This is a genomic window from Phragmitibacter flavus (assembly GCF_005780165.1).
Taxonomy (GTDB): Bacteria; Verrucomicrobiota; Verrucomicrobiia; order Verrucomicrobiales; family Verrucomicrobiaceae; genus Phragmitibacter; species Phragmitibacter flavus.
Map to the genome: position 1 here is coordinate 267,152 of NZ_VAUV01000003.1, position 22,118 is coordinate 289,269.

Here is a 22,118-nt window from a genome sequence, read left to right on the forward strand (position 1 = left end):
CGACTCTTATCTTTCAACTTGATCACGTGCGAGTTCAGCTTCAACGGTCCCCCACGCAACAGTCACCGGTGACGAGAGACGCGAGGTCGCGAGTGAGTTCTGCGGCGGCGTGATGACGCAGCAATGGAGCTCCTTGCCCTGCGTAGAATAAGCCATCCTCCGCAGTCTTGAATGGGCGGGTGAGTTCGCCCTGAATCGGGTAGCCAAGATGGGTCAAGTCTCCTGCTTCCAATTCTTCGAGGGTAGAAGTGACGATAAAACGCGCCAGCCGCCCCGTGACGCGGTCGCTCAAACGGGTATGTCGGGCGGAGGGGTCAAAAAGCTTTCGTTTGTGAGTGGGGTGCGCGCCAGATTCTTTGCAGGCTAGAAATGCGGTGCCGACCTGAACTGCGGAGGCACCAAGTGACAAGGCCGCAGCGACTCCTTTTGCATCGGCGATGCCGCCTGCGGCGACGACCGGAATTTCTACTGATTCAACGATTTGTCGCACGAGTGCCAGTGTGCCGTGCAACGAATCATCGGCGGATCGAAGAAATGACGGACGATGCCCGCCAGCTTCGAATCCGGTGGCAAGCAAAATGTCCACACCGGCGTTTTCGATGGCAAGGGCTTCATCGAGCGTGGTGGCGGCCCCCATGGTGATGATGCCAAGCTTCCGGCATTGGTTGAGAATTTCCTGCGAGGGAATACCGAAAACGAAACTGAAAACAGGCGGACGCGCTTGGAGGATGGCCTCCGCCTGCCGTTCAAAATCCACGGAATGGCAACCCGCGAAAACCGGCGGAGCGACGTGATTTCTGCGATAGATTGGCTCCAGTTTTGAAACCTCGCGCTCGAAGGCGGTTGCATCGGCTTCCTTGGATCTTTTGTCCTCGCTATCAACCCACAGGTTCATCACGAATGAGCCGTCGGTTTCCTTGCGGATGGCATTCGTGACCTGAATGATCTCCTCTGGCTCCAACAAATGCGCTCCGTAGGAACCCATACCGCCGGCGTTGGTGACGGTGGCAGCGAGTTTCACAGTGGAAAGGCCGCCGCCGAAGGGGCCTTGGATGATGGGTAGCACCAAACCAAGGCGGGCAGTAAGATTTGATTTCATGAGGTGAATCGGTCTCGGATGACGACTTCGCTGTCTGAAAGACGTTCCCCGCGCGGCCATACGGGTTTTGTTTGTTTGCCGATGGCCAGGATGAAACTCAGTGCGTGGCCTTCGGGAAGGCGGATCAGTTTCGACACCGCCTCCGCATCAAAGCCAATCATCGGGCAGGAATCGTATCCCATGTCGCGTGCGGCGAGCATCAGAGTCATGCCAGCGAAACCGGTCGAGCGCATGGCCTCGTCGCGGATGAGGAGAGGTTTTCCATCGTAAAAGGGAGTAAGGGCGGGAACCAGAATGTCCTGCACCTCCTGCGGGGCGTGCGCCCAATAGCGCTGCGGGTTCTTCAAGTGAGCGTTGAGATCGGCGCACAGGATGATGAGCAGTGAGGCATCGGTCACCTGCGATTGATCCCATGCAACGGCGCGGATTTTTTTGCGGAGTTCCGGATCGCGCACCAGAACGAAACGATAATTCTGCATGTTGAAAGAGGAAGGGGCGAGTTTGGCCAGCGCGATGAGGCGGGCGATCTCCTCTTCCGATAGTTGGTGCGCCGGGTCGAAATGTTTGACGGAGCGGCGGGGTTCGATGGTTTCGGTTGCGGGCATGGGGGGGGCATTTGGGCTGTTAATCATCGCCGCCAAAATCAGTCGCTAGTTACTTTTGTAAACCTCATATCTTGCGGTAACCAGAGAATCGGGTTACCATTTGGAAACTTTCTCTCCTGCCATGGTGCCGCTCCGAAAAAACAAGGTTGTTCCGCCCCCTGATGCCTGCCCACTACGCGAGTGCCTCGGCATTATCGGAGGTGCTTGGACCCCCGGCATCATTTGGTATCTCGGGCATTCTTCCAGAACCTTCAGCGAGCTGAAGGGCGACCTCAAAGGGGTCACCGCGAAAGTGCTTTCCGCACGGTTGAAGAAGCTCGCGCATGATGGCGTGGTTCTTCGGACGGTAAAACCCACTTCACCACCGACCGTTGAATATTCGCTGACCGACTTGGGTTGCGAACTAAAGCCAGCTATTGCGGCAATTGTTGCGGTTGGGCATCGACTGAAGCAACGGCGAATCGATGGATGAACTCATGCCATTATTTTCCACCAAGGAAGAGGTCACAGCGGCAGCGACATTCTTTTGCGGAACGCTTCGGATCAGGCGACGGCGAGCGCAAGACGTTGCTGACACGACAGATAGCCTTCGAGCCGTTGCCTGCATCCGTTTTGTTCGCCCTTGTGTGGCTGTTCACCATATCTTCCACCATGGTTTGCTCCCTCGAAAGCCTGCCAAAACAATGGAATCAGCATCAAATCTCGGCTCATCCGGTAGGTCGTTGCCTGGGCCACCCTCAAGAGAGTATCCAAAAAAATGGAAAAGGGCTACCTCTCCCAGCTCCAGCGGGCGAAATGGTAAAGGATACGGCTCGTCATCATCTGAATCGACCTTCCGCTGCCCTGACCAGTAAGGTGCCTCGAAGGGAAGATGCTCGCCAATGTCCTCCAAAACCTTCGAGTCAGGCGAGAGGCTGAGTGATCTGGTGAGCTTGCCGCTCGACCAGATAGCGAATGCGAACCAATCGACAACGCTGTGCATGGCGAGGAAATAAATGTCTCGTCCTCTGGCCGCAGATAAATAAGTCGCAGGCAACTTCGATGGATAGTCGATTCCTAGCTGGGAAGCCGCAACAACGGAAACGCCGGGATAGCAACCGGCAAAGACCTGCTTACGTGGAGGGCAAGTGTAAGACAGATATCCATCGGCGTCAGGAACCAGCTTCATGCCTGGGAAAAGCTCCATCGCCAGCTTGCTGGATGCCTCACGGTCAAGCTGAGGGCTCGCGGAAAACACATCAACGAGCTTCGTGCCACTATCGACATATGCAATCATCCATGTCTTAGCTCCCATAGTATCGGCGTGCGGTGTGTTGGTTGGGCGAACGTCGAGGCGACTCACAGCTGGAAGCCGTTTTGTCCGCCGTCATGTTCGGCTTGTCGGTCGTCCCTGGTGTGAACGACAATCGTTCCTGCCATCTTGTCATGCCATCCCTGCTTTCGGGCATCAAACGCAACCCAAAAATAGCCCAATCCAAGAGGGATTGCTCCCACAAAGTAGCCAATATATCTGATAATCCACTGCTTCAGGATGGGCTTCTCTCCGGTTTTCGCATCAACGATTTTTGCATGAATAACCATCTTTCCGGGAGTGGCCTGCTTCTGCATCCAGAACGCTAGAATTGCGACAAGCGGGACGATCCACGTAATGAAAAAATCCGCTGGTCCGGCAATAAACCGTGTTTGGTTCAGATCGAAGTATTCCCACCCGTAGATCAGAATCAAGAGTGGATAGGTAGCGAGGCACAGCAAAATGGTGTCGATGACGGTCGCGCCAAAACGACTCCAGAAGCCCATGTAGTTGTATGTTTCAGTTTTCATTTCTTTGCCGGACGATTAAGAGGTGGCAGGCGAAGCCTTGCCACCCTCGGCTTGTTCTGCAAATTGTTGGTTGGGAAGGATACGCCGCTCCTCAAATTCTGCCCACTCCCAGATGTAGTCAGCGAGGTCTCGGGACTGATCGGGAATCGCTACCGAGGCATAGGTCCGTCCATCTAGCTCCGATGGGTTCGCGTCACCTTCGTGGCATCCGCCCCGAGTTACGCCTTTGCGCTGAATGCAGAAATTCATGAACTGGCCGGTGAGCTCCGTCCAGGTCTCACCTATCCGCTGCTCAACGAAGAATGTCGATGCCATGGTATTTCAGCAGAACAGTCGGTTAATATGACGTTTTGAAGAATAATATCACCCTATATCCTTCAAATTTGAAGATTTTTCGAGAGTTGATCCGATTTCGTATGCAAAATAACACGGATTTTCGGGTGTTATTTTTCAATTTTGGAGATTTACGCGAGAATTGAGGTGTTATTTTACAGGTCAAATAACAAAATTTTTGATAGCGCGCCCCTTTGATTATGGGCTACGACGAAATCGTGAACGCCTCAATCAGAACAAAGTGCAAAGGCGCTTCTGCGGAGCGATTCGAAAACGACAAGAAACCATTTTTGAGGGGGGACTGGTATAAGATTGATTGGGTTGTGGTAGCGAAAGACGCGCGAGTTTGGAGGGATTGAGGGGAACTGAGTGATGACCGACGAAACGTCGGTGGTCCGACGATGGAGGGGTGGCCGACGATACGTCGGCAGTCCATGGAGGTCGGGGCGAGGATCGGGAATTTGTGGTGGCGGCGATCACTGGGGCGCAAGACATCTTCTTGCGGGAACGTTGCAGTGTTATCTATGAAGCACGGTTTTTTTATTTTGGTGGTTTGGGTGGGGATGATGGGCGTGGGCGCGGTTCTGGCAGAGGAGGCCAAGGCAAACGCTGTTGTGCTTTTTGATGGCAAAACACTGGGCGACTGGAAGGCTCATGATGCTGGAGGCAGCGGAGAGGTTGCGGTGAAGGACGGCGAACTGCGCATCGGGCGGGGCGAAAGCATCACCGGGGCGGTTTATCAAAAGGCGGCGGAACTGCCGGTTTCGGATTATGAAATTTCGCTGGAAGCGAAACGACTGGATGGCTTGGACTTTTTTGTGGGACTGACGTTTCCGGTCGGAGATTTGAAAACCTGCGCGACGCTGGTGATGGGCGGCTGGGGCGGCAGCGTGACGGGGCTTTCGAGCATTGATGACATGGATGCGTCGGAAAACTCCACGGGGCATTATCGACGTTATGAGGACAACAAATGGTATGCCGTGCGCGTGCAGGTGACTTCGGAAACCATCAAGGTTTTTTGCGACGACGAAATGATCATCAACGCCGACATCAAGGGCAAAAAGGTGGGGCTGCGTTACGGGTCCATTGAGGAATTTGCGCCTCTTTCCCTGACCACTTACCAAACCGAGGCGGCGATCCGGAACATCAAACTACGTCCACTGGAAAAAAAGTAGGCTGAGGCGTTCTTTGCTGGCGCGGCTATTGCTTTTCCATCTGTCCCGCGGGCGAAGGCTGCGGAGTCATTATGGACGCCTGGTTGATCGCCATTGCTTTTTTCTTTGGACTGGTGGTGCAGCAGCTCGGGCTGCCGCCACTGGTGGGGTTTCTTGTCGCCGGATTTGTGCTCAAGGGTCTGGGCTGGAGCGGTGGCGAGATGCTGCAAACCATCTCCGATCTCGGAGTGACGTTGATGCTGTTCTCCATTGGACTGAAACTTCGCCTGAAGAGCTTGTTGCGACCGGAAATCTGGCTAGGCACCTCGCTGCACACCCTGATCACGGCGGGTTTGTTTGCGTCGATCTTTCTGGGGCTTGGCATTTTGGGCTTGCCGATGTTTGGTTCATTGAACTGGGGCACGGCGTTGCTGCTGGCGTTTGCATTGAGTTTTTCCAGCACCGTGTTTGCCGTCAAGACGCTGGAAGGTTCCGGCGACATGGGCGCGTTGCACGGACGGGTGGCAGTGGGGATTTTGGTGATGCAGGATTTGCTCGCCGTGCTGTTTCTAACGGCTTCTACCGGCAAAATCCCGTCCTGGTGGGCGGTGGGCCTGCTTGTTGCCTTGCTCGCTTTGAGACCATTTCTCGGCTGGGTGATGACGCGCTGTGGTCACGGGGAACTGATTGCCCTGTGCGGACTTTTTCTTGCCCTAGTGCTGGGCGCGAAAGGGTTTGAATCGGTGGGGTTGAAGGCGGATCTCGGAGCTTTGTTTGTGGGGGTGTTGGTGGGGCAGTTTGCCAAGGCGAAAGAATTGTCAAAATCGCTGATCGGCATCACTGACCTGCTGCTGGTGGGATTTTTCCTCAGCATTGGGCTCGAAGGATTGCCGGAATGGCGTGGGGTGCTGGTGGCCCTGTTGATCGTGCTGTTGCTGCCATTCAAGATTGCGCTGTTCTTTGCCTTGCTGACGCGTTGCCATTTGAGGGCGCGCACGGCGTGGATGGGCGGATTGACCTTGGGATCTTACAGTGAGTTTGGGTTGATCGTGATGGCGCTGGCGGTGGGCAAGAACTGGATGCCGGCTGAGTGGCTGGTGGTGGTGGCGATTGCGCTTTCGTTGAGCATCCTGCTAGCCGCACCTTTGAACCGAAAGGCCGAGTTGTTTTATGACCGGCTCAGCGACTGGCTGCATCGCTTTGAAACGACGGGGCAGCATCCCGATGATCTGCCGGTGACGCTGAACGGGGAGCAGATTGCGATCTTCGGCATGGGACGCGTGGGTTTGTCGGCCTACCAGGTGATGAGCAACCGTTTTTCGGGAAAAGTGATCGGTTTTGATCGTGATCCCGCGCAGGTGGAAATTCACCGGGAGGCCGGACGGAATGTGGTGCTGGCGGATGCGACGGACTCCGATTTCTGGCATCGGGTGCAGTTCAAGGATCAGATTGAACTGGTCGTGCTGGCAATGCCCAAACACAGCGCCAACCTGCATGCCGCCGAGACGCTGAAACGCAATGACTATCAGGGAGTGGTCGCGGCCACTGCGAAGTTTGATGACGAGATGAAGGAGCTTCGCGCGCTGGGATTGGATACGGTTTTCAACCTCTACAACGAAGCCGGTGCGGGTTTTGCCCAGCACGTGAGCAAGGTATTTAGTCAGCAGCGTCCTGATTTGGTGGTGCCTTTGAAGTCAAAGGATTGACCCGAGACATCTCCCTTTCAAGGGTTGGGAGAGGGCTCTGCGGAACCTGACTTGGTTTCATTCACGATGATGTCCGCGAACAGGGTGATGAAGTCCTGATTGGGATTGCATACATCGATCTCACCCTCAAAGCGGCCCACCTTGATGGCTTTCAATGTGAACTTGATGTCGATGCTTTCGTTCGGTTGGAGCTCGCTGCCAAAACTCCAACTTTTCAAGACAAACACCGACATGGAGTCGGAGGGAGTGGGCTGCACATTGACCACCTGAAAGCCCTTCAGAAAGTCGTTGTTGATGTCAACGCTGTCGAGCACGACCGGCTCTGGATGGGGGTTGGTGGCGGTGATGACGAGATCCACCACCCCATTCATCTCGACCTCGTTGGGAGCATTCATCGTCACCATGAGGGTGGGCTCCTCCCTGAGAAGGAAATACCATATCCCCACGATGCCCAAGATGACGAAAACAGCGGAAACCGCCGCGCATCCAACGAGTCCTTTTTTCTTCGTCATATGGGTGGTTCAGCAAAAACGCATCAAACCCCGGCCTTGCGGATGACCTCGACGGTTTTTTCGAGTCCGGTTTTGGCGACGGTCAGGTGGTCTTGCTCCCAATACTTCGGATTGTAGAGTTCGAGGGAAACGCAGCCTTTGAATCCGGTGGCCTTGAGGTCTTTAAGAATCGCGGGGAGTGGCAAAACGCCATCGCCGGGATAAACGCGGTCGGCATCTTTCATCTCGTCAATCACCGGAGCGGCGGGCGCATCGGCAAATTGGATGATGGCAATGTTGTCGCCCTTCAGGTGTTTCAATGCCTCAAATCCACCGCCGCTGATGTGCATGTGGAAGGTGTCTGGAATGACCATGGCCTTGGGGTGATTGGAATCCAGCGCAATGCCCATGGCCTGTCCGAAGGTTTTGATCGGCTGGAATTTTACGAAGACCAGGGCAGGACGGAGGTTAAATTCGTTGATGCCGATTTCGATGAGGTCGCGATAACGGGCGGCCACCCATTTTTGGTCCCAATCCTCGCCAGCGGTGTTGCCGATGACCTGGACGTGCTCGCAACCGACATCGGCCGCCATGCGCATGCGGCGGCGGGTATCCACCAGGGAGGCGTCGAAGGCTTCCTGGGTGGGAGGCAGGGCGTTCCAGAGTCCGATCATGCTGGGAACAAACAAACCCAGATCTTTGATTTTTTTGCCGAGATCCTTGAGATTGCCGCCTTCTTTTTCGTAGGCTTCCAGTTCACGATCCCAGGGTTCAATCGCATCATACCCGGCCTCAGCGGCGAATTTGACTTTGTCGTCCAGAGTGGCGGGCCGGATGGTGGCGGTGTCGAGACAGATTGGCCAGGGACTGACGCCTTTTTGATAACGAAGTGCCGACCCAGTGGCATCGGTTGGAGCCTTGGTTTCTGCAGCGGCAGATTTGGTGGCAGTGCCGATTCCGACAGCGGCGCTGGCGGCGAAGGTGAGAAAGTTTCTGCGTTCCATGATGGGATGAATTTGAAGGACAAAGATACGCAACGACGATGCAACTATTGCGCTGGTCGCTGCCTTTTGTTTTGTTGTGCGGTGTTGCCAGCCAATTAAAGACCCGGTGGTTTTTCGCCGATCGAACGCCCCCGGTTGACTTTCTCCTGTTCCGCCTCAATCGCGGGATCGTAGGGATAACCGCCTGAGACCACAATGTTGCCATCGGTCTGCACGGCCAGCTGCGGACGTTCGGCGTCGGTTTCGCGATGATAGTTACGCCGGAAGATTTTACCCTGGCTGTCGATGACGACATGCGAATAGATTCGCGGCACGGTCATGAACAGCACATGCATTTTGTTTTCCCTGTCGACCGTCACCTGTGGATCAGTCACCATGATGGCGCTGCCGAGGGAAAAGGTGGAAATGTTGGCTCCGCTGCGGTCATCGAGCAACCGCACATACAGGTAGGTGCGATCGATGTCACGCATGGAGGTAAGGGTGTATCGCCTGACCTGACCGGCGCTGGGCAGTCCCAGTGGAACGCCAAAACTCTGTTCCCAGAACGCCTTGGCACCGGTGAAGTTGGCGCGGGCGCGGTTGGAGCTGTAATATTGCTGGCTGGGGGCGTGGTAAACGGTGGCGGCGATGAAGTAGTTGCCGTATTCCGAAAAACTGTATCCCTTCGAAATGGCAACCTTGCGCGAGATGGTGGTGCCGCTCTTGAAAATGATTGGATCGGCCCCGTCCATGCTGATGGTCGGTCCTTGGTGACCGCGTGGATCGGTGATGTTGAATCCCAGCCAAGGCCCGCCGCGTGGACCGCCCATGACGACGTCTGCTCCTGAGCGGTTGGTGATGGTGACGGTGGCTTCAATGCCCTCATAAATGAGATAGGTCTCTTTGTTGAGGGTGACATTGGTCTGAAACTGGGCCTGGATCTGGGACGGGCTGGCAAACAGGCAGGCGGCCAAACACAAACACAGCAGCAGTGGTTGGAGGGAGGGAACGCGGATCATGTGGGTATAGAAAATAAGGCAAAAGTCGGGAAGACAGAAGACAAAAGAATGATGCAGCGCCGATTTTGGCGGAGTTTTTGCCATTCAAGGTTCCAAACGGGACGGTTAGGCCGTGGAATCAGGGCTGCGCAGGGGCAGGTGCGGTGTCGCTCGCGGTGCGGAATCCACGGGTCGATGAAGTGGTTTCGGGAGTGTCAGGATAGGTGCGGTCGGTGAGGATGCTGCCTAGCTTTTGTAGCGCAAAGTGACCGCCACGAACAATCGGAACCTTGAAGTCCGGGAAGTCCGGATGACTCGCCCAAGTGCCGGTCCATTCCTCCACGTTGCCGCCCATGCCAATGACTCCGTAGGGGCTGACGTCCAGTTTGATTTCGTTGACGGGAGCCCAGAGGTTTGATCCGTCGATGTTTCCACCCGTGGTTTCTTTTGGCAGATAATCGAGCCCGAGATTGGCGTTTTTGGCGTCGGCGTTGTTGCCCCAGGGATACATGCGACGATCGGTGCCGCGGGCGGCTTTCTCCCATTCCTCCTCGGTGGGAAGACGGCGGCCCTTCCACTGCGCATAAGCGTAGGCATCCCACCAGTCGACACCGAATACCGGCGTGTTGAGATCCACGCGCTGGTTGTTGAACAACACGCCGGTGGTGGCCGCCGTGTAACATGGATCCCAGAGGGCGGGTTGATGGGTGGTTTTGGATGGGGGTTGATCGGGATGGTTGAAACGTTTCGCCGCCGATGGATCAGCCGCGAGTGCTGCCAGGAACTCGGCATACTGGCCAATGGTCACTTCGTGGGTGTCGATCCAAAAGGCAGGCAACGTGCGCCGGTCGTTTTTCTGGAAGCCGAACGGACCGGCAGGAATTGCCGTCATCACCTGCTGCACGGGCGGCGCGGAACCGTTTGCCTCCACTTTGCCCCGCACAAAAATGCCCACGATCAGGCCGATGATGATCAGCGCGGTGAGAACGTATATCCAAATGGGAATGGTGGCCGACTGGCTGGCCTGGATGTCCTGGGCCTCTTTGGTGTCGGCACGTTTCAACAAACTGCGCTCACGAAACTCCTCCTGGAAATCATGGGCGCGTTCACGCAACTCCTCCCAGTCCTCCAGATCGTTGCCGAGATCGTCAAGCAGATGGCGGGACCTGGGGCCGTCAGCGACCGGACGCAGCAGGGCGATGAAACGTTTGGTGTCGGAGGCAAAGTCCCGAGGAATCGCTGCGGCAGGTCGGAAAACGTTGACGATGCTGGGATTGTTCTCGCTGTCGATGAAGATGTCGCGCGCTGTGAGCATGCGATAGTGATAACCGCGCTGGGTGGCGTAGCTCATCGCATCCGACACCCCGGCGACAAGATCGGCGAGAATCTTTTCGTTGAATTTGCGACCACTGGCCTGCCATTGCTGAAGGGTGCGGCCATGCGGAAGCTCCCGGGTGTAGAACTGGTAGGGACCGGACTGCACCGACTCATAAAGTGGCGCGATCCGGTGATGGCTGATGGAGGCTTTGATGCGTTGCCGTTCGAGAAAATCCACCAGCGTGTCCTTGTCATTGGCAAACTCCGGCTTCAGCAGCACCAACGCCACTTCGCGGGCCACCCCTTGCTGAAGGGCACGGTAGGTTTCGGTGGTGCGTTCGTTGTAGAAACGTTCCTGGATCACGTAACTGCCCAACACCGTCCCGGGTTTTAAGATCGGCGGTTCCTCCTCCTCGACACTTTCCAAAGCAACGGACACGGGGGGCAGTTCGGGGGTGGCCATCATCGGCGGCCCGGGTTCGGGCGTTGGCTCCGGTTTGGATTGAGCCAGCAACGGACTCAACATTGGCGCAGGTGCAGGAGCGGGCGCAGGTGCGGGAGGCACAACTACTCGGTCCGGCGACAACCATGGCGCTGGTGGAGGTGATGTCGGTGGAACAATGGCGGCGACTGGAGGCTTCGACACCAATGGCACGAAGCGAATTTCAGGCTCGCCGTCGTCACCCGGGAACAAGGCACGAATTTTCTCAATCAGCAGCCGCTCGTCGATAGGTTCCATCAACACCGGATCGTCGCCGATGAATTCCCTAAACGCACTAACATCAGCCCGACAGGTAAACACTGCATGGAGCTCGGGAAACTTTTCACGGATGGCATCTCGGAGATCAAATCCAGTAAATTCCCCCAGCAACCCTTCGGCCACCAGCACATCGAGCTGTGGCAGCTTTTGAGCAATCTCCACCGCGTCTTCAGCACTCGCGCTCTCATGGACCACGGCGAACTCTGTGCGCAACAGGGTGCTCCGCACGATCCGGGTCTTTTCGGAGGGATCTACGTAGAGGATTACCATTGGCCGTGGCTGTTCACTTGGGGAAGAGAGCATTGTCCAGGCCAGCCGGAGGGGCGCTGCGGGGGGGGAAGTCCTGCAAGGTGGGCGGATGGGATTGTTCGCCGGAGAGTTTGTTCTGATAGAAAAGTTTCACAATGTATCCATGGAATGATCGGTTGCCGAGGTTGCGCAATTCTTCGGGAGTAGGGGCTGCAAGGTCATAAGTGATTTCCAAAATTTCGCCTTCGGGTGCGGTCCAGTCGATCGGATCGCTCGCCCATCTTTGTTGTGGAGCTTCCGCGCGCACTTGTTCGATACGTTCGCCATCGTTCACCTGCTCAAAAAGAAACACGTGAATGTCCATTTGTCCTGGATCGATCACCGCCCCGGGAGCGGCGACGATGGGAACGCGCACCGTCACCCGTTCACCTCCACTTTCATGCGGCGTGCGCAGGACCTCACAGTCGCCAAGCTGGATGGGACTGGAGTTCACCGGAGTCGAAGGCATCGGAATACTCTCCATCTTATTCTTCGCCATCATGTAGTAGCCGCCTGCCTGGGCCTCGCCCATGGCAAGAATCGCACGCCACAAGGCTTTCGCCTTGTCCACGAGACCCATGGCCTCATAGGTCAGGGCCATTTCGCTGAGGATTTCTGGATGCTGCGGTTCACGCAGATCGGCAGCGCGCAGCGATTCGAGCGCAGTGGCGGTGTCTCCAGCCTCGCGGGCGAGACGCGCAACCTTTACGCCCTCAACGATTTGAGGATTTTTCAGCTCGCGACCGGGGGGAAGCGACGTCGGAGGCATCGCCGGCACCCGAGGCGGAGTGATCGAAGCCGCTGGTTGGGGAAAGGGAGCAGCTGGAGGAAGAATCGATGACTCACGCGCGATTGAACTCGATGTCAGCTCTGGCGGCACGCTGGGAAGGGTGAAAACGGGTTCTGGCTCTGGCGCAATGACGGTGTTGTCGGGAGCCATAGCGCGAGGCACGGAGCCTGTTTTGCCATCCTGCTGGCCGACCGCCCAAATCACGCCCACCGTGCAAACGGTCGCCAGACTGCACAGAATCACCTGCGCCACGAGCTGGGCTCGTTCGCTTTCGGCGCTGAGGATCGTGGCAGTTTTGCTCATGGGGCCATTTTATTCTAAAAAAACATCCTAGGGGTCTGGAGCAATTGTGTCAATGGCTCAAGGCATCGGCGGAGCCGTCATTTGACGCCGCACACTTCCGAAAATTCATCCCAAACCGAGCGCCTCCACCTCTTCCTCCCCCCAACCGAGGTAGTGGCCAAGCTCATGCAGCCAGGTGATACGCACTTCGCGACGATATCTGCGGACATTGCCGCCTACATGTTCCCAAATGCTGTCCAAAAACAGCCGGATGCACGGCATCTCATCCGGAGCGCCCGGGAGGGGATCGAGCCGGCTAAACCCCTCAAACAACCCCAAAATATCCTCTTCCAAAGTGTCGTCTCCCTCCAGCGCCTCAGCCAAATCTTCAAAGCTGACCGCGCACTCCTCCGCCGCTTCCCGCACCTCCGGGGGCAGACGTTCAAGAGCGCGCTGCACTTCGGTTTTTGCCAGTCGCAGGAGTCGTGGATGCATCAAGTCATGCTAGCAGCACCACGTGTCTGCACAACCAGCCGAATCATGTCTGGAGCCCTCCATTTGAAGCGAAAAATTGCTGGTCGTTCGCCCATTCCCGGGGCAGGATGTCCACCGCGCGCGCCATCACTCTGTTTCTATTTTCCGAACCCGCACATGAAGCTCGTCAGCCATTTGCCCAAACAGTCCTTCTGGCTCTACCTCGGCCCAGGACTCAATGTGCTGTTGGTGCTGCTCATCTTTTTGCTGCTGAGTTCCAGCTTCGTTGTTCAAAGCGGCATTGGCGTCGCCCTTCCGCACAGCGGTTCACGACTCAGCAGCTTCGAACGGGCCCGAATCATCACCGTCACCACCAGCGCCTCCCAAACCTTTTACCTCGACGGGGAACCGGTCGACATCTTCACGCTGCGGTCCGGCTTGCAAGCCAAGGAGGATGGCAGTCGCCGCGCCATTCTGCACATCGACAAGATGGCTCCGTTCGACTGGGTGCAAAAGGCCATGAATGTTGCTTTGGAACTCGGTTATGAAGTCGGCTACGCCACCGACCCAACCCCCCAGTAGAGTCGCGCGATAAACTGATCGAATTTCGCATGCCTCCTAAAGTCTCCAGCTCCCTGCCATTGATCTTTGACTGGACGCCAGCGCGCGGTCGGTTCGGTCGGCTGATGCTGGCACTGCTCATCGTGATCGTTGGCATCGCGGCCTTTTTTTACGTGTTCAGGGTTGTCTATCCACAATCTGAACGCTTCACGCCTGTTCCTCATCAGGTCGTCATGTTCGACGCTGGCAATCCCGCCACCACCGCCATCATGAATCGGGTTCGCGACGTCGACTATCTGCTGCTCCCCACCCGCAATCACCAGGACAACTCCCCTTCCCTGCAACGTCTGGCCCCCGTTTTTCGTCCCAGCTTTGAAGGGCACCAGCTCGTTCTCCAGGATCTTCCTCATCGTCCCTTCACCGCGCCTCCTCCCCGGCTCATCGACGTCGACGCCCCGGTGCTGCCGCCGCTTGACCTCAGCGAACTCAAAGAGTTGCCTCCCCAGATCAGTTCCTCAGGCAAGGCCAAAACACGCACTCCCCGTCTGCGCATGAAATTCCACGGACTGGCCGAGGCACGACTCCCGCGCACCCTCCCCGACCTTTCCGAAGTTCCCCTCACCGACCCCAGCACCTGCCGCTTCAAAATCGCCGTCGCTCCCGATGGACGCATCACCTTCGCCCTGCCACTGACCAATCCTGATCAAGCCGCCGCCGCCAGCCTGCTGACAGAACGCGTTCGCCGTCTTCGTTTTGCCGCCCTGCCTCAGACCCCGGAAGCAACAACCCAACACACATCTTCCGCAACACAGTGGGGTGAGATCTCGTTTGAATGGAGTGATGCACCATGATTCAGGTTTCTCTTTCCACGCTTCTCCTCATCGGGATGGCCGTCGGCATTGCCCTGCTGGGAATCGTGTGGATCGCCGCCGTCGTGCGCCAGCGTCGTTTCGAAAAACGCGCGCGCGAGGACCTCGTTTCCTGTCGGATCTGCGGCAACATTTACGAGAATCTGCAAAAACAAAACCTTACGGCCTGTCCCAAATGCGGCTCCCTCAACGAAGCGCTCAAACCCAAGCCGATTTAGGATCTCATTCTGATTTTCATTCCGTCACCGCTTCCGCCGATGTTTGACCTCCAAATCAACGGCTACGCAGGGGCCGATTTCAACAGCGACCAGCTCAACGCCGACGCGCTCCACCATGCCTGTCAATGCCTCGAACAGGACGGCGTCTTCGGCATCCTGGCCACCATCATCACCGATGACTTGGATGCCATGTGCCGCCGGCTGCGCAATCTGGTCCAACTGATCAGCCAGGATCCCCTCGCCCAAAAAATCATCGCTGGCATCCACATTGAAGGCCCGTTCATCAGCCCCGAACCGGGCTACGTGGGTGCCCATCCCGCCCGCTTCGTCAAACCCGCCCATCCTGACGACGCCAAGCGCCTCTTGGAAGCTGCCGGTGACCTCGCCCTTCTCGTCACCCTCGCGCCTGAACTCGACACAGGCTTCACCACCACCCAATGGCTCACCTCCCAAGGCATTTGCGTTGCTGCGGGCCATTGCAATCCGACTCTCGACATCCTCAATGCTGCCTGCGACCACGGCCTGCGCATGTTCACCCATCTCGGGAACGGCTGCCCCAAAGATCTGCACCGGCATGACAACATCATCCAACGCGCCCTCTCCCTCCACGAGAGACTGTGGATTTGCTTTATCGCAGACGGAGTCCACATCGAACCCTTCGCCCTCAAAAACTATCTTCGCGCTGCGGGCATTGATCGCAGCATTCTGGTCACCGACGCTATCAGCGCTGCCCGCCTCGGTCCAGGCCGCCACACTCTTGGCTCGTGGGAACTCGACATCGGTGAAGACCTCGTTGCCCGCTCTCCCGACAACAGCCACTTCGTTGGCAGCACCATCACCTGGCCGCGCATGCAAACCTTTGCCCTCGATCAGCTTTGCCTCGACGAAACCCAGCTCCATCAATTGACCTTCAAAAACCCGCTGACTGCCCTCGGTGTCGCCGGGTGAAGCAAGAAGGCTCATTGATTCGGATCGCAGTTCGGCGCATAGCGCGGTGGACTGCTGCGGCTTGCCGCAGCTTTTTCAGAACCGGCCTGCCGGTTCGTATCAACTATTGCAAACGCTGCCAAATCGTCTCCTGCCACAGCGCAGCAGGCTGCCCCCCTACAGCTGCGGCAGGCCGCAGCACTCCGTGACGAGTGCGTCGTAGTCCAAGAAAAAAATGTCCGCGCGGTCCTTTATGTCCGAACTCATTCGTCGTCTTTTCGAACGGAGTCACTGTAGATGCAATACTGCGGCCAAGATCTCCACCCAACCATCCATCAAACTTAAAGGAATCAACACAATGAGAGTCATGGTTATCATCAAAGCGACGAAAGAATCCGAAGACGGAGTGATGCCCGACGAAGACCTGCTTGCCCAAATGGGCGGCTTCGATGAGGACCTGGTGAACGCTGGAGTGCTGATGTCTGGAGATGGACTGAAACCCAGCAGCCATGGCAAACGCGTGAAGTTCTCGAACGGAGAAAAGAGCGTCATCGATGGCCCCTTTGAAAACACCCAAAGTCTCGTGTCTGGATTCTGGATCTGGAAGGTGGAATCCATGGACGAAGCCGTGGAATGGGTGCGGCGCTGCCCCGATCCGATGCCCGGAGGCCAGGCCGAAATCGAGATTCGCCCCTTCTATGAAATGGAAGATTTTGGCGAAGAACTCACCCCGGAACTACGCGCCCAGGAAGACCGCCTGCGCAGCGAAATCGAGCGTCAGTTTGGCTCGTGAGCCGATGCCGGAGCGTTACGGCATTCTCTTGGCGAACGATTGATTGCTTGTTTTTCATCCCGTCGAAATTGGATTGACCAACAATAGGTTTTTCGTCAAGCTGCCGAACATGCATGTTCACAATGCAACCTCGCGTCGGACGTTTTTGGGAATGCTGGCCGGAGGCGTGGCAGGCTCGCTTCGTGCATCAGACACTGAATCGGCGGTGAGATTGGGACTGCGGCGGGCAGCGGACTTTTTTCGGACCCAAGTGGCCACGCATGGAGGTTATGTCTATTATTACAGTCCGGATCTGCAGGAGAGGTGGGGAGAAGGGAAAGCGACGAATGATCAAATCTGGGTTCAGGAACCCGGGACGCCTCGCGTGGGCATGGCTTTTCTGAAGGCATTTGAAGCGACCGGCGAATCCAGTTATTTGCAGACAGCGCAAGAAGCCGCACAGGCGTTGCTTTACGGCCAGTTAGAATCGGGCGGATGGACCAATGCGATTGATTTCGACTCGAATGGTTCGCAGGTATCCGCCTATCGCAATGGGAAAGGCAAGGCGAAGGGGAAAAATTTCTCGACTCTGGATGACGGCATCACCCAGGCAACCTTGAGGTTTTTGATGAGGGTCGAGAAGGCGTCGTCGGGCAAAGTGGAGGGGTTGAAGGAGGCACTGGATGTCGCTTTGAATGCCTTGTTGGCGGCTCAGTTTCCCAACGGCGGATTTCCACAGGGTTGGATGGCACCAGTGGAAAAGCGTCCGGTGGTGAAGGCACAATATCCCGACTATGACTGGCGCACGGAAAACAGAATCAAAAACTACTGGGAGCATTACACCTTGAATGACGGCGTGTGCGGACAGGTCGCGGCAACTCTGGAGGACGTGGTAACCGTGCGCGGTGACATGCGCGGCAGGCAATCTCTGATAAGACTGGGGGAGTTTCTTCTGCTCGCCCAAATGCCTGAACCACAGCCAGGATGGGCGCAACAATATGATGCGGAGATGCGACCAATCTGGGCACGAAAGTTCGAACCTCCCGCGATTGCGGGTCGTGAAACCGAGGACGCCATGTTAACGTTAATCCGCATTGCCAAACTCACTCGCGAAGCGCGTTTCGTGGCGCCGATTCCCGCTGCACGAGCTTACTTGCAAAAGTCATTGCTTCCTGACGGAAGGCTGTCGCGATACTATGAGTTGAAGACGAACCGTCCTCTCTACATGACGGAGGACTATCAACTCACGCATGATGCCAGAGATCTGCCGAAACACTATGGCTGGCAAAACGATTCGAAGCTGGCAGAGATCGATGATGCAATGGCCGCCTTGCGTCCAAATCATGCCGGGGTGAAAACTTTGCCTGATCAAGCTGAAGTGGGGCGTGTCCTGTCCGCCATGGATGGAGAAGGACGCTGGATCAGTCGATACGAAGGCGGCATGTTGGTAGGCCAGCCGAAATTCAAACAAGGTCAGCCATTTATCTCCAGCGCAGTGTTTTCGGACAATGTAGAACTGCTGTGCCGGTTTTTACTGCGTTAAGCTGGCAGGAAGAAATACGGACAGCCGTTGTTATCTAAAGGTGACCTGGGCAATTCGTCGGCGCGGGGCTCACTCCTGAACCGCGCGCTCAAAAAGACCGCAGGCGCAGCGAACTTGATGGACAAGAAAAAGTGATAGGACCTCACGCAACCCAGTATTCTTCCAACGCCCGATCAATCTCCTTTCGATAATAAGTATCACCCGGATCATCCTTTATAAACAGAAGATACTCGCGAACCACGGATCTTTGCGGGCCAGACAAAGCCGCAAACTGCGCCAGGCCAAGCTCGTCCAGCCTGGTTAGAAAAAATGCAAGACTCATATCAAGCTCCCCCTTGAGATCCGCCACCATCAAAGCAGGAAGGTGAAATCTCACCCCGAAAGCATCAAAAAAGCACAGGCTGGCACGATTGAGCTGTTTCACCTCCAGCCGCTCCCAATCCTTCTTTTCATCCATCGCACGATGCTGCCCAATAACCTCCGGGCTCGCGTAGTCGTCGAGCGCGATGCCCTGCAACAAGCCCACTCCGCCACCCAGCTCGACGCCTTTGAATGCCTCGCGCACCCGCCCGATCAATTGCTCTGCCATGGCCGTGCGCACCCTACTGAACTTCGCCTCCCGGATGATCACTTGATCATATCCACGGGCTCGCATTTCGTCGATCTCAGCTTGAGTTGTGCGTTTCATGGGCGTCAAAATCGACGAATTTGACGCAGGACGAGGCTGGCGGCACAAAAAATGATCATTAATCGGCAAGTCCCAATTCCCGACCGATGTCCGGGGTATAATCCGAACGAGATTGGAGATATCCAATGAACGAAAGAATGCGGTTAAGGGCACCACTGTCCTTGTGCGCCACGTTGAGAAAGTCTTCAGGGGGACCTGAGGGCGTGGGCACGTATTCCTCGGACGTGGTGCGGTAATGTTCTTTTCCGCCCATGGGATCAAGAAGATCAATCAACCGGGTGGCGTCCGCTTCAACGGCCACGGCCACCATGGGATCAACCGACCATTGGGAATGTCGTTCACCCACTTTTTTCCGGAAATTTTTGAGCCACAAAATCTGTTCCTTGGCCGGGGGTGTGGCGAATTGGTTGAGGGGAGCATTCATCAGGGGGATCGGTGGGAGTATGACGTATTGCATGAGGTGGGGATGGCTGTTCTCCCTTGGTTACCCAAAGAGGTTCCGATTGTTACAAACTTCCCGAACTTTGTGTTCGATGACGCGCTTTCGGGTTTGCAGAGCGGGGATAGCCTTGTCACTATATAGGGAATGCAACATGGTTCGGATGGACATTTCCCTAACACGAGCTGGACGCTGATTGAGCGTTTGAAGGACGAAAGTGAGGAGGTGTCCCGTCGCGCCCTGGAGGATTTGTGCACCCAATATCACTATCCCCTCTATTGTTACATTCGGCGGCGCGGATTCGATCATCACGATGGCGAGGACGCCTTGCATGACTTCCTCGCCAAGCTGTTGCGGTTGGATTCTTTCAAACAAGCAAAAGCTCAAAAAGGCCGCCTTCGCTCTTTTTTGGCGACCTCTCTGTATCGTTTCCTCATCAACTGGAAACGGGACAGACGCCACGAATTGAGGGCCGCCAATCTGGCCATCGACGTCGCCCACCTCGAAGATCGCTACCAACGCGAGAACTTCTCTGAAGCAGACACCCCTGAAAGGATCTTCGACCGCAAATGGAGCCAGGAACTTCTGAATCGGGTGCTTGCCGTGCTGGAACAACGCTACAGCACAAAGAAGAAGCTGGCGCTGTTCCAAAAATTGCAGCCGGTGCTGATGGATGGTGGTTCGCTGAAGGGCGAGGATGCGGCCTTTTTCAGCCAAAAGCTCAACATGTCCGAAACCGCCATTCGTGTGGCATTGAGCCGGATGCTGAAAGATTATCGTGACACGCTGGAGGAAGAAGTTCTGCAAACCGTTGACAATAAAGAAGATGTGAAAAACGAAATCGCGTCTTTGATTGCGGTTTTCCGCAAGGACTGAATCAAATTTTTCGGCTTGGCTTTCTCATCGTGCGGTGTTCCGTAACCTCCATGGCATTGCCTCGATTTTTTGTTTCCCCAGCTTCGTGGAGCGAAGGGCCTCTGATGCTTGAAGGGAATGAGGCGCACCATTGCGCCTCGGTCATGCGTCGTGGAGTTGGCGATGAACTGACGGTGTTTGACGGCGCGGGTCGCTCGGCGAGAACGCGCATCACCCATGCTTCGCCAAAGCGGGTCGAGCTTGAAGTGTTGGAGTCCGCGCAGGCCGATCCGCCACCGGTGCAGATCTCCCTGCTGCAAGCCATTCCCAAGGGAGGCAACATGGAACTGATCATCGAAAAAGCCGTGGAACTGGGCGTGCAACACATTCATCCAGTCATGACCGCCCACACCGTGGTGAAACTGAAGGACGGCGAGATTGAAAAAAAACAGGCCAAATGGCAACGCATGGCATTGGAAGCCTGCAAGCAATGCGGACAAAACTGGCTTCCTCAAGTTCATGCGCCGATGGCATTTGAATCATGCTGGCCTTCGCTGCCCCAACACGATCTTCGCTTGATCGCCGCCTTGCAGACCGATTCCTTGAGCCTTAAATCGGTCATCAGAAACCAGCCCACCGCTCCAGCAAGCGTGCTGGTAGCCATTGGACCCGAAGGCGATTTCAGCGACGCCGAATATGTTCTCTCACGATCTCAAGGCTGCCAGCCTATCACCCTGGGGCCCATCATTTTGCGGGTTGAAACGGCCGCGATGTTCTGCTTGAGCGTGTTGACGCACGAGCTGATGCTGAACCGCCCTCATTAACCATCCTTACAAACCGATACAAAAATCTGGTGGGATTCTCGCCCCGCTTTGCTACGCTCTCCCTGTGCTGAACGAAACGCCAACTGAACGAGCCGCCCTGGAGTGGCTTTACAGCACCCAGCTTTTTGGCATCAAGTTGGGGCTGGATAATACGCGCAAACTGCTCGGCGTTCTCGGTTTGCCCAAGGAAGGGCAAAAATACATCCATGTCGCCGGCACCAACGGCAAGGGCAGCGTTTGTGCGTTTTTACACGGCCTGTTTCGGGCTTCGGGCCTCTCCGCCGGACTGTTCACCTCCCCGCACCTGGTGCATTTTCGCGAACGGATCCGCGATGGCGAGCGTCAAATCTCCAGCGCTGAGATTTCACGAGGGATCGAAACCCTCAAAAAAATCACCGCCGACTGGCAGACGCCGCCAACTTTTTTCGAGCTGACCTTTGCCCTGGGCATGGATTGGTTCCGCAAACGCGAACTGGAATGGGCCGTGCTGGAAACCGGCATGGGTGGCCGGCTCGATGCCACCAACACCATCACCCCGGAGGTGTGCGTCATCACCAACATCGGTTTCGATCACCAAAGCTCCCTTGGCAACACGCTTGAAGCCATCGCGAGCGAGAAGGCGGGCATCATCAAACCGGGAGTGCCCGTGGTCACCATCAAACAGAAACCCGAGGTGATGAAAATCATCGCCGACACCGCACGCGAACGCGGAGCCCCGCTGACGATCGTCACCACCCCGATTCGCGGATACCAGATCGGCCTGCTGGGCCAGCATCAGTTGTGGAATGCCACCCTTGCGGTTGCTGCATTCAAAGCCGCCGGTTTCAAACCCCGTGAACCGGTGCTTCGGCAAGGATTGCGCGACGTCGAATGGCCTGCGAGATTCCAGCGTTTTGACAACGAGAACATGGTGCTGGATGGAGCGCACAACCAGGATTCCATCGACACCCTTGTGCGCGTCTGGCAGCAGTTTTTCCAGCGCGAAAGGGCTCAAATCGTCTTTGGCTGTGTGAAGGGACGCGAACTCGTGCCTCTGCTTCGCTCGCTGCAATCGATCGCCGCCGGGTGGCACTTTACCAACTTTGAAAGTCAGCGCGCCGAACTTCCAGAAGACGTTCAGGGCCATCTAAAATCCCTCTACGGAGACCAGATGCAAAGCTCCGTCCATGCCAGCCCGGAACACGCCCTCAACAGCGCCCGCAAACATCCGGAACGTGTGCTGGTGACCGGTTCGCTCTATCTCGTCGGCGAAGTGCTGGCGCAGTTGCGCGGCGAGAAGGAGTGGTTCCAGAGCAGCTTGCAGTAGGAATGGAAATTCGCT

At 56.3% G+C, this 22,118-nt stretch carries 25 protein-coding genes; 12 read left to right on the forward strand and 13 right to left on the reverse strand.

Translation table 11 applies throughout. The annotated features are described in order from the left end of the window. Positions 1 to 40 precede the first annotated feature (40 nt). Together FEM03_RS04540 and FEM03_RS04545 are read right to left on the reverse strand one after the other, a co-directional pair. The gene (locus FEM03_RS04540; RefSeq protein WP_138085001.1) at positions 41 to 1,099 is read right to left on the reverse strand and encodes an NAD(P)H-dependent flavin oxidoreductase; all 1,059 of its coding nucleotides are present in this window, start codon (positions 1,097 to 1,099) and stop codon (positions 41 to 43) included. Further along, complete coding sequence (locus FEM03_RS04545) at positions 1,096 to 1,704, reverse strand: nitroreductase family protein (protein WP_138085002.1); 609 nt, start codon at positions 1,702 to 1,704, stop codon at positions 1,096 to 1,098. The genes FEM03_RS04540 and FEM03_RS04545 overlap by 4 nt, the downstream gene beginning before the upstream one ends. A gap of 121 nt (positions 1,705 to 1,825) precedes the next feature. On the opposite strand from FEM03_RS04545, the gene FEM03_RS04550 reads away from it, so the two are divergent. Continuing rightward, positions 1,826 to 2,176, forward strand: a complete 351-nt coding sequence (locus FEM03_RS04550; protein WP_138085003.1) for a winged helix-turn-helix transcriptional regulator — start codon at positions 1,826 to 1,828, stop codon at positions 2,174 to 2,176. Between the two features lie 162 nt (positions 2,177 to 2,338). On the opposite strand, the gene FEM03_RS04555 is transcribed toward FEM03_RS04550, so the two are convergent. The 3 genes from FEM03_RS04555 to FEM03_RS04565 form a co-directional block, all read right to left on the reverse strand. Beyond that, complete coding sequence (locus tag FEM03_RS04555) at positions 2,339 to 2,980, reverse strand: DUF6928 family protein (RefSeq protein WP_206170870.1); 642 nt, start codon at positions 2,978 to 2,980, stop codon at positions 2,339 to 2,341. Between the two features lie 62 nt (positions 2,981 to 3,042). Further along, complete coding sequence (locus tag FEM03_RS04560) at positions 3,043 to 3,525, reverse strand: RDD family protein (RefSeq protein ID WP_138085004.1); 483 nt, start codon at positions 3,523 to 3,525, stop codon at positions 3,043 to 3,045. Between the two features lie 15 nt (positions 3,526 to 3,540). Next, positions 3,541 to 3,840: a hypothetical protein gene (locus FEM03_RS04565; RefSeq protein ID WP_138085005.1), complete on the reverse strand. Its 300-nt coding sequence runs from the start codon at positions 3,838 to 3,840 to the stop codon at positions 3,541 to 3,543. Positions 3,841 to 4,382: 542 nt separating this feature from the next. Here FEM03_RS04565 and FEM03_RS04570 point away from each other — a divergent pair. Next, complete coding sequence (locus FEM03_RS04570; protein ID WP_166442624.1) at positions 4,383 to 5,033, forward strand: 3-keto-disaccharide hydrolase; 651 nt, start codon at positions 4,383 to 4,385, stop codon at positions 5,031 to 5,033. A 71-nt stretch (positions 5,034 to 5,104) separates the two neighbouring features. Beyond that, the gene (locus FEM03_RS04575; protein WP_138085007.1) at positions 5,105 to 6,718 is read left to right on the forward strand and encodes a cation:proton antiporter family protein; all 1,614 of its coding nucleotides are present in this window, start codon (positions 5,105 to 5,107) and stop codon (positions 6,716 to 6,718) included. A gap of 17 nt (positions 6,719 to 6,735) precedes the next feature. On the opposite strand, the gene FEM03_RS04580 is transcribed toward FEM03_RS04575, so the two are convergent. The 6 genes from FEM03_RS04580 to FEM03_RS04605 all read right to left on the reverse strand — a co-directional run bounded on the left by FEM03_RS04580 (position 6,736) and on the right by FEM03_RS04605 (position 13,122). Next, the gene (locus FEM03_RS04580) at positions 6,736 to 7,230 is read right to left on the reverse strand and encodes a hypothetical protein (protein ID WP_138085008.1); all 495 of its coding nucleotides are present in this window, start codon (positions 7,228 to 7,230) and stop codon (positions 6,736 to 6,738) included. A gap of 23 nt (positions 7,231 to 7,253) precedes the next feature. Beyond that, on the reverse strand, positions 7,254 to 8,213 hold the full coding sequence (locus FEM03_RS04585; protein ID WP_138085009.1) for a sugar phosphate isomerase/epimerase family protein: 960 nt from the start codon (positions 8,211 to 8,213) through the stop codon (positions 7,254 to 7,256). Between the two features lie 95 nt (positions 8,214 to 8,308). Next, positions 8,309 to 9,211, reverse strand: a complete 903-nt coding sequence (locus tag FEM03_RS04590; protein WP_138085010.1) for a hypothetical protein — start codon at positions 9,209 to 9,211, stop codon at positions 8,309 to 8,311. Between the two features lie 118 nt (positions 9,212 to 9,329). Continuing rightward, entirely contained in the window at positions 9,330 to 11,480 is a 2,151-nt protein-coding gene (locus tag FEM03_RS04595; RefSeq protein ID WP_206170871.1) for an SUMF1/EgtB/PvdO family nonheme iron enzyme, read from the reverse strand. 70 nt (positions 11,481 to 11,550) lie between these two features. Continuing rightward, a complete protein-coding gene (locus FEM03_RS04600; RefSeq protein WP_138085012.1) occupies positions 11,551 to 12,648 on the reverse strand; it encodes a tetratricopeptide repeat protein in 1,098 nt (365 codons plus the stop codon). 105 nt (positions 12,649 to 12,753) lie between these two features. Further along, on the reverse strand, positions 12,754 to 13,122 hold the full coding sequence (locus FEM03_RS04605) for a metallopeptidase family protein (RefSeq protein WP_138085013.1): 369 nt from the start codon (positions 13,120 to 13,122) through the stop codon (positions 12,754 to 12,756). Positions 13,123 to 13,278: 156 nt separating this feature from the next. On the opposite strand from FEM03_RS04605, the gene FEM03_RS04610 reads away from it, so the two are divergent. The 6 genes from FEM03_RS04610 (at position 13,279) to FEM03_RS04635 (ending at position 17,991) form a co-directional block, all read left to right on the forward strand. Further along, complete coding sequence (locus tag FEM03_RS04610) at positions 13,279 to 13,683, forward strand: biopolymer transporter ExbD (RefSeq protein WP_166442626.1); 405 nt, start codon at positions 13,279 to 13,281, stop codon at positions 13,681 to 13,683. A 29-nt stretch (positions 13,684 to 13,712) separates the two neighbouring features. Beyond that, the gene (locus FEM03_RS04615) at positions 13,713 to 14,513 is read left to right on the forward strand and encodes a hypothetical protein (RefSeq protein ID WP_138085015.1); all 801 of its coding nucleotides are present in this window, start codon (positions 13,713 to 13,715) and stop codon (positions 14,511 to 14,513) included. Then, a complete protein-coding gene (locus tag FEM03_RS04620; protein WP_138085016.1) occupies positions 14,510 to 14,749 on the forward strand; it encodes an FmdB family zinc ribbon protein in 240 nt (79 codons plus the stop codon). The genes FEM03_RS04615 and FEM03_RS04620 overlap by 4 nt, the downstream gene beginning before the upstream one ends. A 39-nt stretch (positions 14,750 to 14,788) precedes the next feature. After that, complete coding sequence (locus FEM03_RS04625; protein WP_138085017.1) at positions 14,789 to 15,697, forward strand: N-acetylglucosamine-6-phosphate deacetylase; 909 nt, start codon at positions 14,789 to 14,791, stop codon at positions 15,695 to 15,697. Between the two features lie 337 nt (positions 15,698 to 16,034). Continuing rightward, positions 16,035 to 16,469 (forward strand): YciI family protein, encoded by a 435-nt coding sequence (locus tag FEM03_RS04630; protein ID WP_138085145.1) that lies wholly within the window; start codon positions 16,035 to 16,037, stop codon positions 16,467 to 16,469. Positions 16,470 to 16,578: 109 nt separating this feature from the next. Further along, complete coding sequence (locus tag FEM03_RS04635; protein ID WP_138085018.1) at positions 16,579 to 17,991, forward strand: pectate lyase; 1,413 nt, start codon at positions 16,579 to 16,581, stop codon at positions 17,989 to 17,991. Positions 17,992 to 18,133: 142 nt separating this feature from the next. On the opposite strand, the gene FEM03_RS04640 is transcribed toward FEM03_RS04635, so the two are convergent. Both FEM03_RS04640 and FEM03_RS04645 read right to left on the reverse strand, forming a co-directional pair. Further along, positions 18,134 to 18,748, reverse strand: coding sequence for a DUF6714 family protein (locus tag FEM03_RS04640; RefSeq protein ID WP_206170873.1), 615 nt, complete (start codon positions 18,746 to 18,748; stop codon positions 18,134 to 18,136). Next, positions 18,738 to 19,103 (reverse strand): hypothetical protein, encoded by a 366-nt coding sequence (locus tag FEM03_RS04645; protein ID WP_138085020.1) that lies wholly within the window; start codon positions 19,101 to 19,103, stop codon positions 18,738 to 18,740. Before FEM03_RS04645 ends, FEM03_RS04640 begins: the two co-directional genes overlap by 11 nt. Before the next feature lie 162 nt (positions 19,104 to 19,265). Here FEM03_RS04645 and FEM03_RS04650 point away from each other — a divergent pair, with 162 nt between their 5' ends. The 3 genes from FEM03_RS04650 to FEM03_RS04660 all read left to right on the forward strand — a co-directional run bounded on the left by FEM03_RS04650 (position 19,266) and on the right by FEM03_RS04660 (position 22,103). Further along, positions 19,266 to 19,994 (forward strand): RNA polymerase sigma factor, encoded by a 729-nt coding sequence (locus FEM03_RS04650; RefSeq protein ID WP_138085021.1) that lies wholly within the window; start codon positions 19,266 to 19,268, stop codon positions 19,992 to 19,994. 50 nt (positions 19,995 to 20,044) lie between these two features. Beyond that, the gene (locus FEM03_RS04655) at positions 20,045 to 20,797 is read left to right on the forward strand and encodes a 16S rRNA (uracil(1498)-N(3))-methyltransferase (RefSeq protein WP_138085022.1); all 753 of its coding nucleotides are present in this window, start codon (positions 20,045 to 20,047) and stop codon (positions 20,795 to 20,797) included. Between the two features lie 64 nt (positions 20,798 to 20,861). After that, positions 20,862 to 22,103: a bifunctional folylpolyglutamate synthase/dihydrofolate synthase gene (locus FEM03_RS04660; protein ID WP_166442627.1), complete on the forward strand. Its 1,242-nt coding sequence runs from the start codon at positions 20,862 to 20,864 to the stop codon at positions 22,101 to 22,103. Positions 22,104 to 22,118 lie beyond the last annotated feature (15 nt).

Excerpts from the sequence above, each read along its gene's own strand:
- FEM03_RS04540 (WP_138085001.1), bottom strand. The coding sequence starts at position 1,099 with ATGAAATCAAATCTTACTGCCCGCCTTGGTTTGGTGCTACCCATCATC.
- FEM03_RS04635 (WP_138085018.1), top strand. The coding sequence starts at position 16,579 with ATGCATGTTCACAATGCAACCTCGCGTCGGACGTTTTTGGGAATGCTG.
- FEM03_RS04555 (WP_206170870.1), bottom strand. The coding sequence starts at position 2,980 with ATGATTGCATATGTCGATAGTGGCACGAAGCTCGTTGATGTGTTTTCC.
- FEM03_RS04550 (WP_138085003.1), top strand. The coding sequence starts at position 1,826 with ATGGTGCCGCTCCGAAAAAACAAGGTTGTTCCGCCCCCTGATGCCTGC.
- FEM03_RS04590 (WP_138085010.1), bottom strand. The coding sequence starts at position 9,211 with ATGATCCGCGTTCCCTCCCTCCAACCACTGCTGCTGTGTTTGTGTTTG.
- FEM03_RS04625 (WP_138085017.1), top strand. The coding sequence starts at position 14,789 with ATGTTTGACCTCCAAATCAACGGCTACGCAGGGGCCGATTTCAACAGC.
- FEM03_RS04600 (WP_138085012.1), bottom strand. The coding sequence starts at position 12,648 with ATGAGCAAAACTGCCACGATCCTCAGCGCCGAAAGCGAACGAGCCCAG.
- FEM03_RS04655 (WP_138085022.1), top strand. The coding sequence starts at position 20,045 with ATGGCATTGCCTCGATTTTTTGTTTCCCCAGCTTCGTGGAGCGAAGGG.
- FEM03_RS04605 (WP_138085013.1), bottom strand. The coding sequence starts at position 13,122 with ATGCATCCACGACTCCTGCGACTGGCAAAAACCGAAGTGCAGCGCGCT.
- FEM03_RS04630 (WP_138085145.1), top strand. The coding sequence starts at position 16,035 with ATGAGAGTCATGGTTATCATCAAAGCGACGAAAGAATCCGAAGACGGA.
- FEM03_RS04620 (WP_138085016.1), top strand. The coding sequence starts at position 14,510 with ATGATTCAGGTTTCTCTTTCCACGCTTCTCCTCATCGGGATGGCCGTC.
- FEM03_RS04650 (WP_138085021.1), top strand. The coding sequence starts at position 19,266 with ATGCAACATGGTTCGGATGGACATTTCCCTAACACGAGCTGGACGCTG.
- FEM03_RS04560 (WP_138085004.1), bottom strand. The coding sequence starts at position 3,525 with ATGAAAACTGAAACATACAACTACATGGGCTTCTGGAGTCGTTTTGGC.
- FEM03_RS04645 (WP_138085020.1), bottom strand. The coding sequence starts at position 19,103 with ATGAATGCTCCCCTCAACCAATTCGCCACACCCCCGGCCAAGGAACAG.
- FEM03_RS04570 (WP_166442624.1), top strand. The coding sequence starts at position 4,383 with ATGAAGCACGGTTTTTTTATTTTGGTGGTTTGGGTGGGGATGATGGGC.
- FEM03_RS04615 (WP_138085015.1), top strand. The coding sequence starts at position 13,713 with ATGCCTCCTAAAGTCTCCAGCTCCCTGCCATTGATCTTTGACTGGACG.
- FEM03_RS04545 (WP_138085002.1), bottom strand. The coding sequence starts at position 1,704 with ATGCCCGCAACCGAAACCATCGAACCCCGCCGCTCCGTCAAACATTTC.
- FEM03_RS04580 (WP_138085008.1), bottom strand. The coding sequence starts at position 7,230 with ATGACGAAGAAAAAAGGACTCGTTGGATGCGCGGCGGTTTCCGCTGTT.
- FEM03_RS04565 (WP_138085005.1), bottom strand. The coding sequence starts at position 3,840 with ATGGCATCGACATTCTTCGTTGAGCAGCGGATAGGTGAGACCTGGACG.
- FEM03_RS04575 (WP_138085007.1), top strand. The coding sequence starts at position 5,105 with ATGGACGCCTGGTTGATCGCCATTGCTTTTTTCTTTGGACTGGTGGTG.
- FEM03_RS04610 (WP_166442626.1), top strand. The coding sequence starts at position 13,279 with ATGAAGCTCGTCAGCCATTTGCCCAAACAGTCCTTCTGGCTCTACCTC.
- FEM03_RS04585 (WP_138085009.1), bottom strand. The coding sequence starts at position 8,213 with ATGGAACGCAGAAACTTTCTCACCTTCGCCGCCAGCGCCGCTGTCGGA.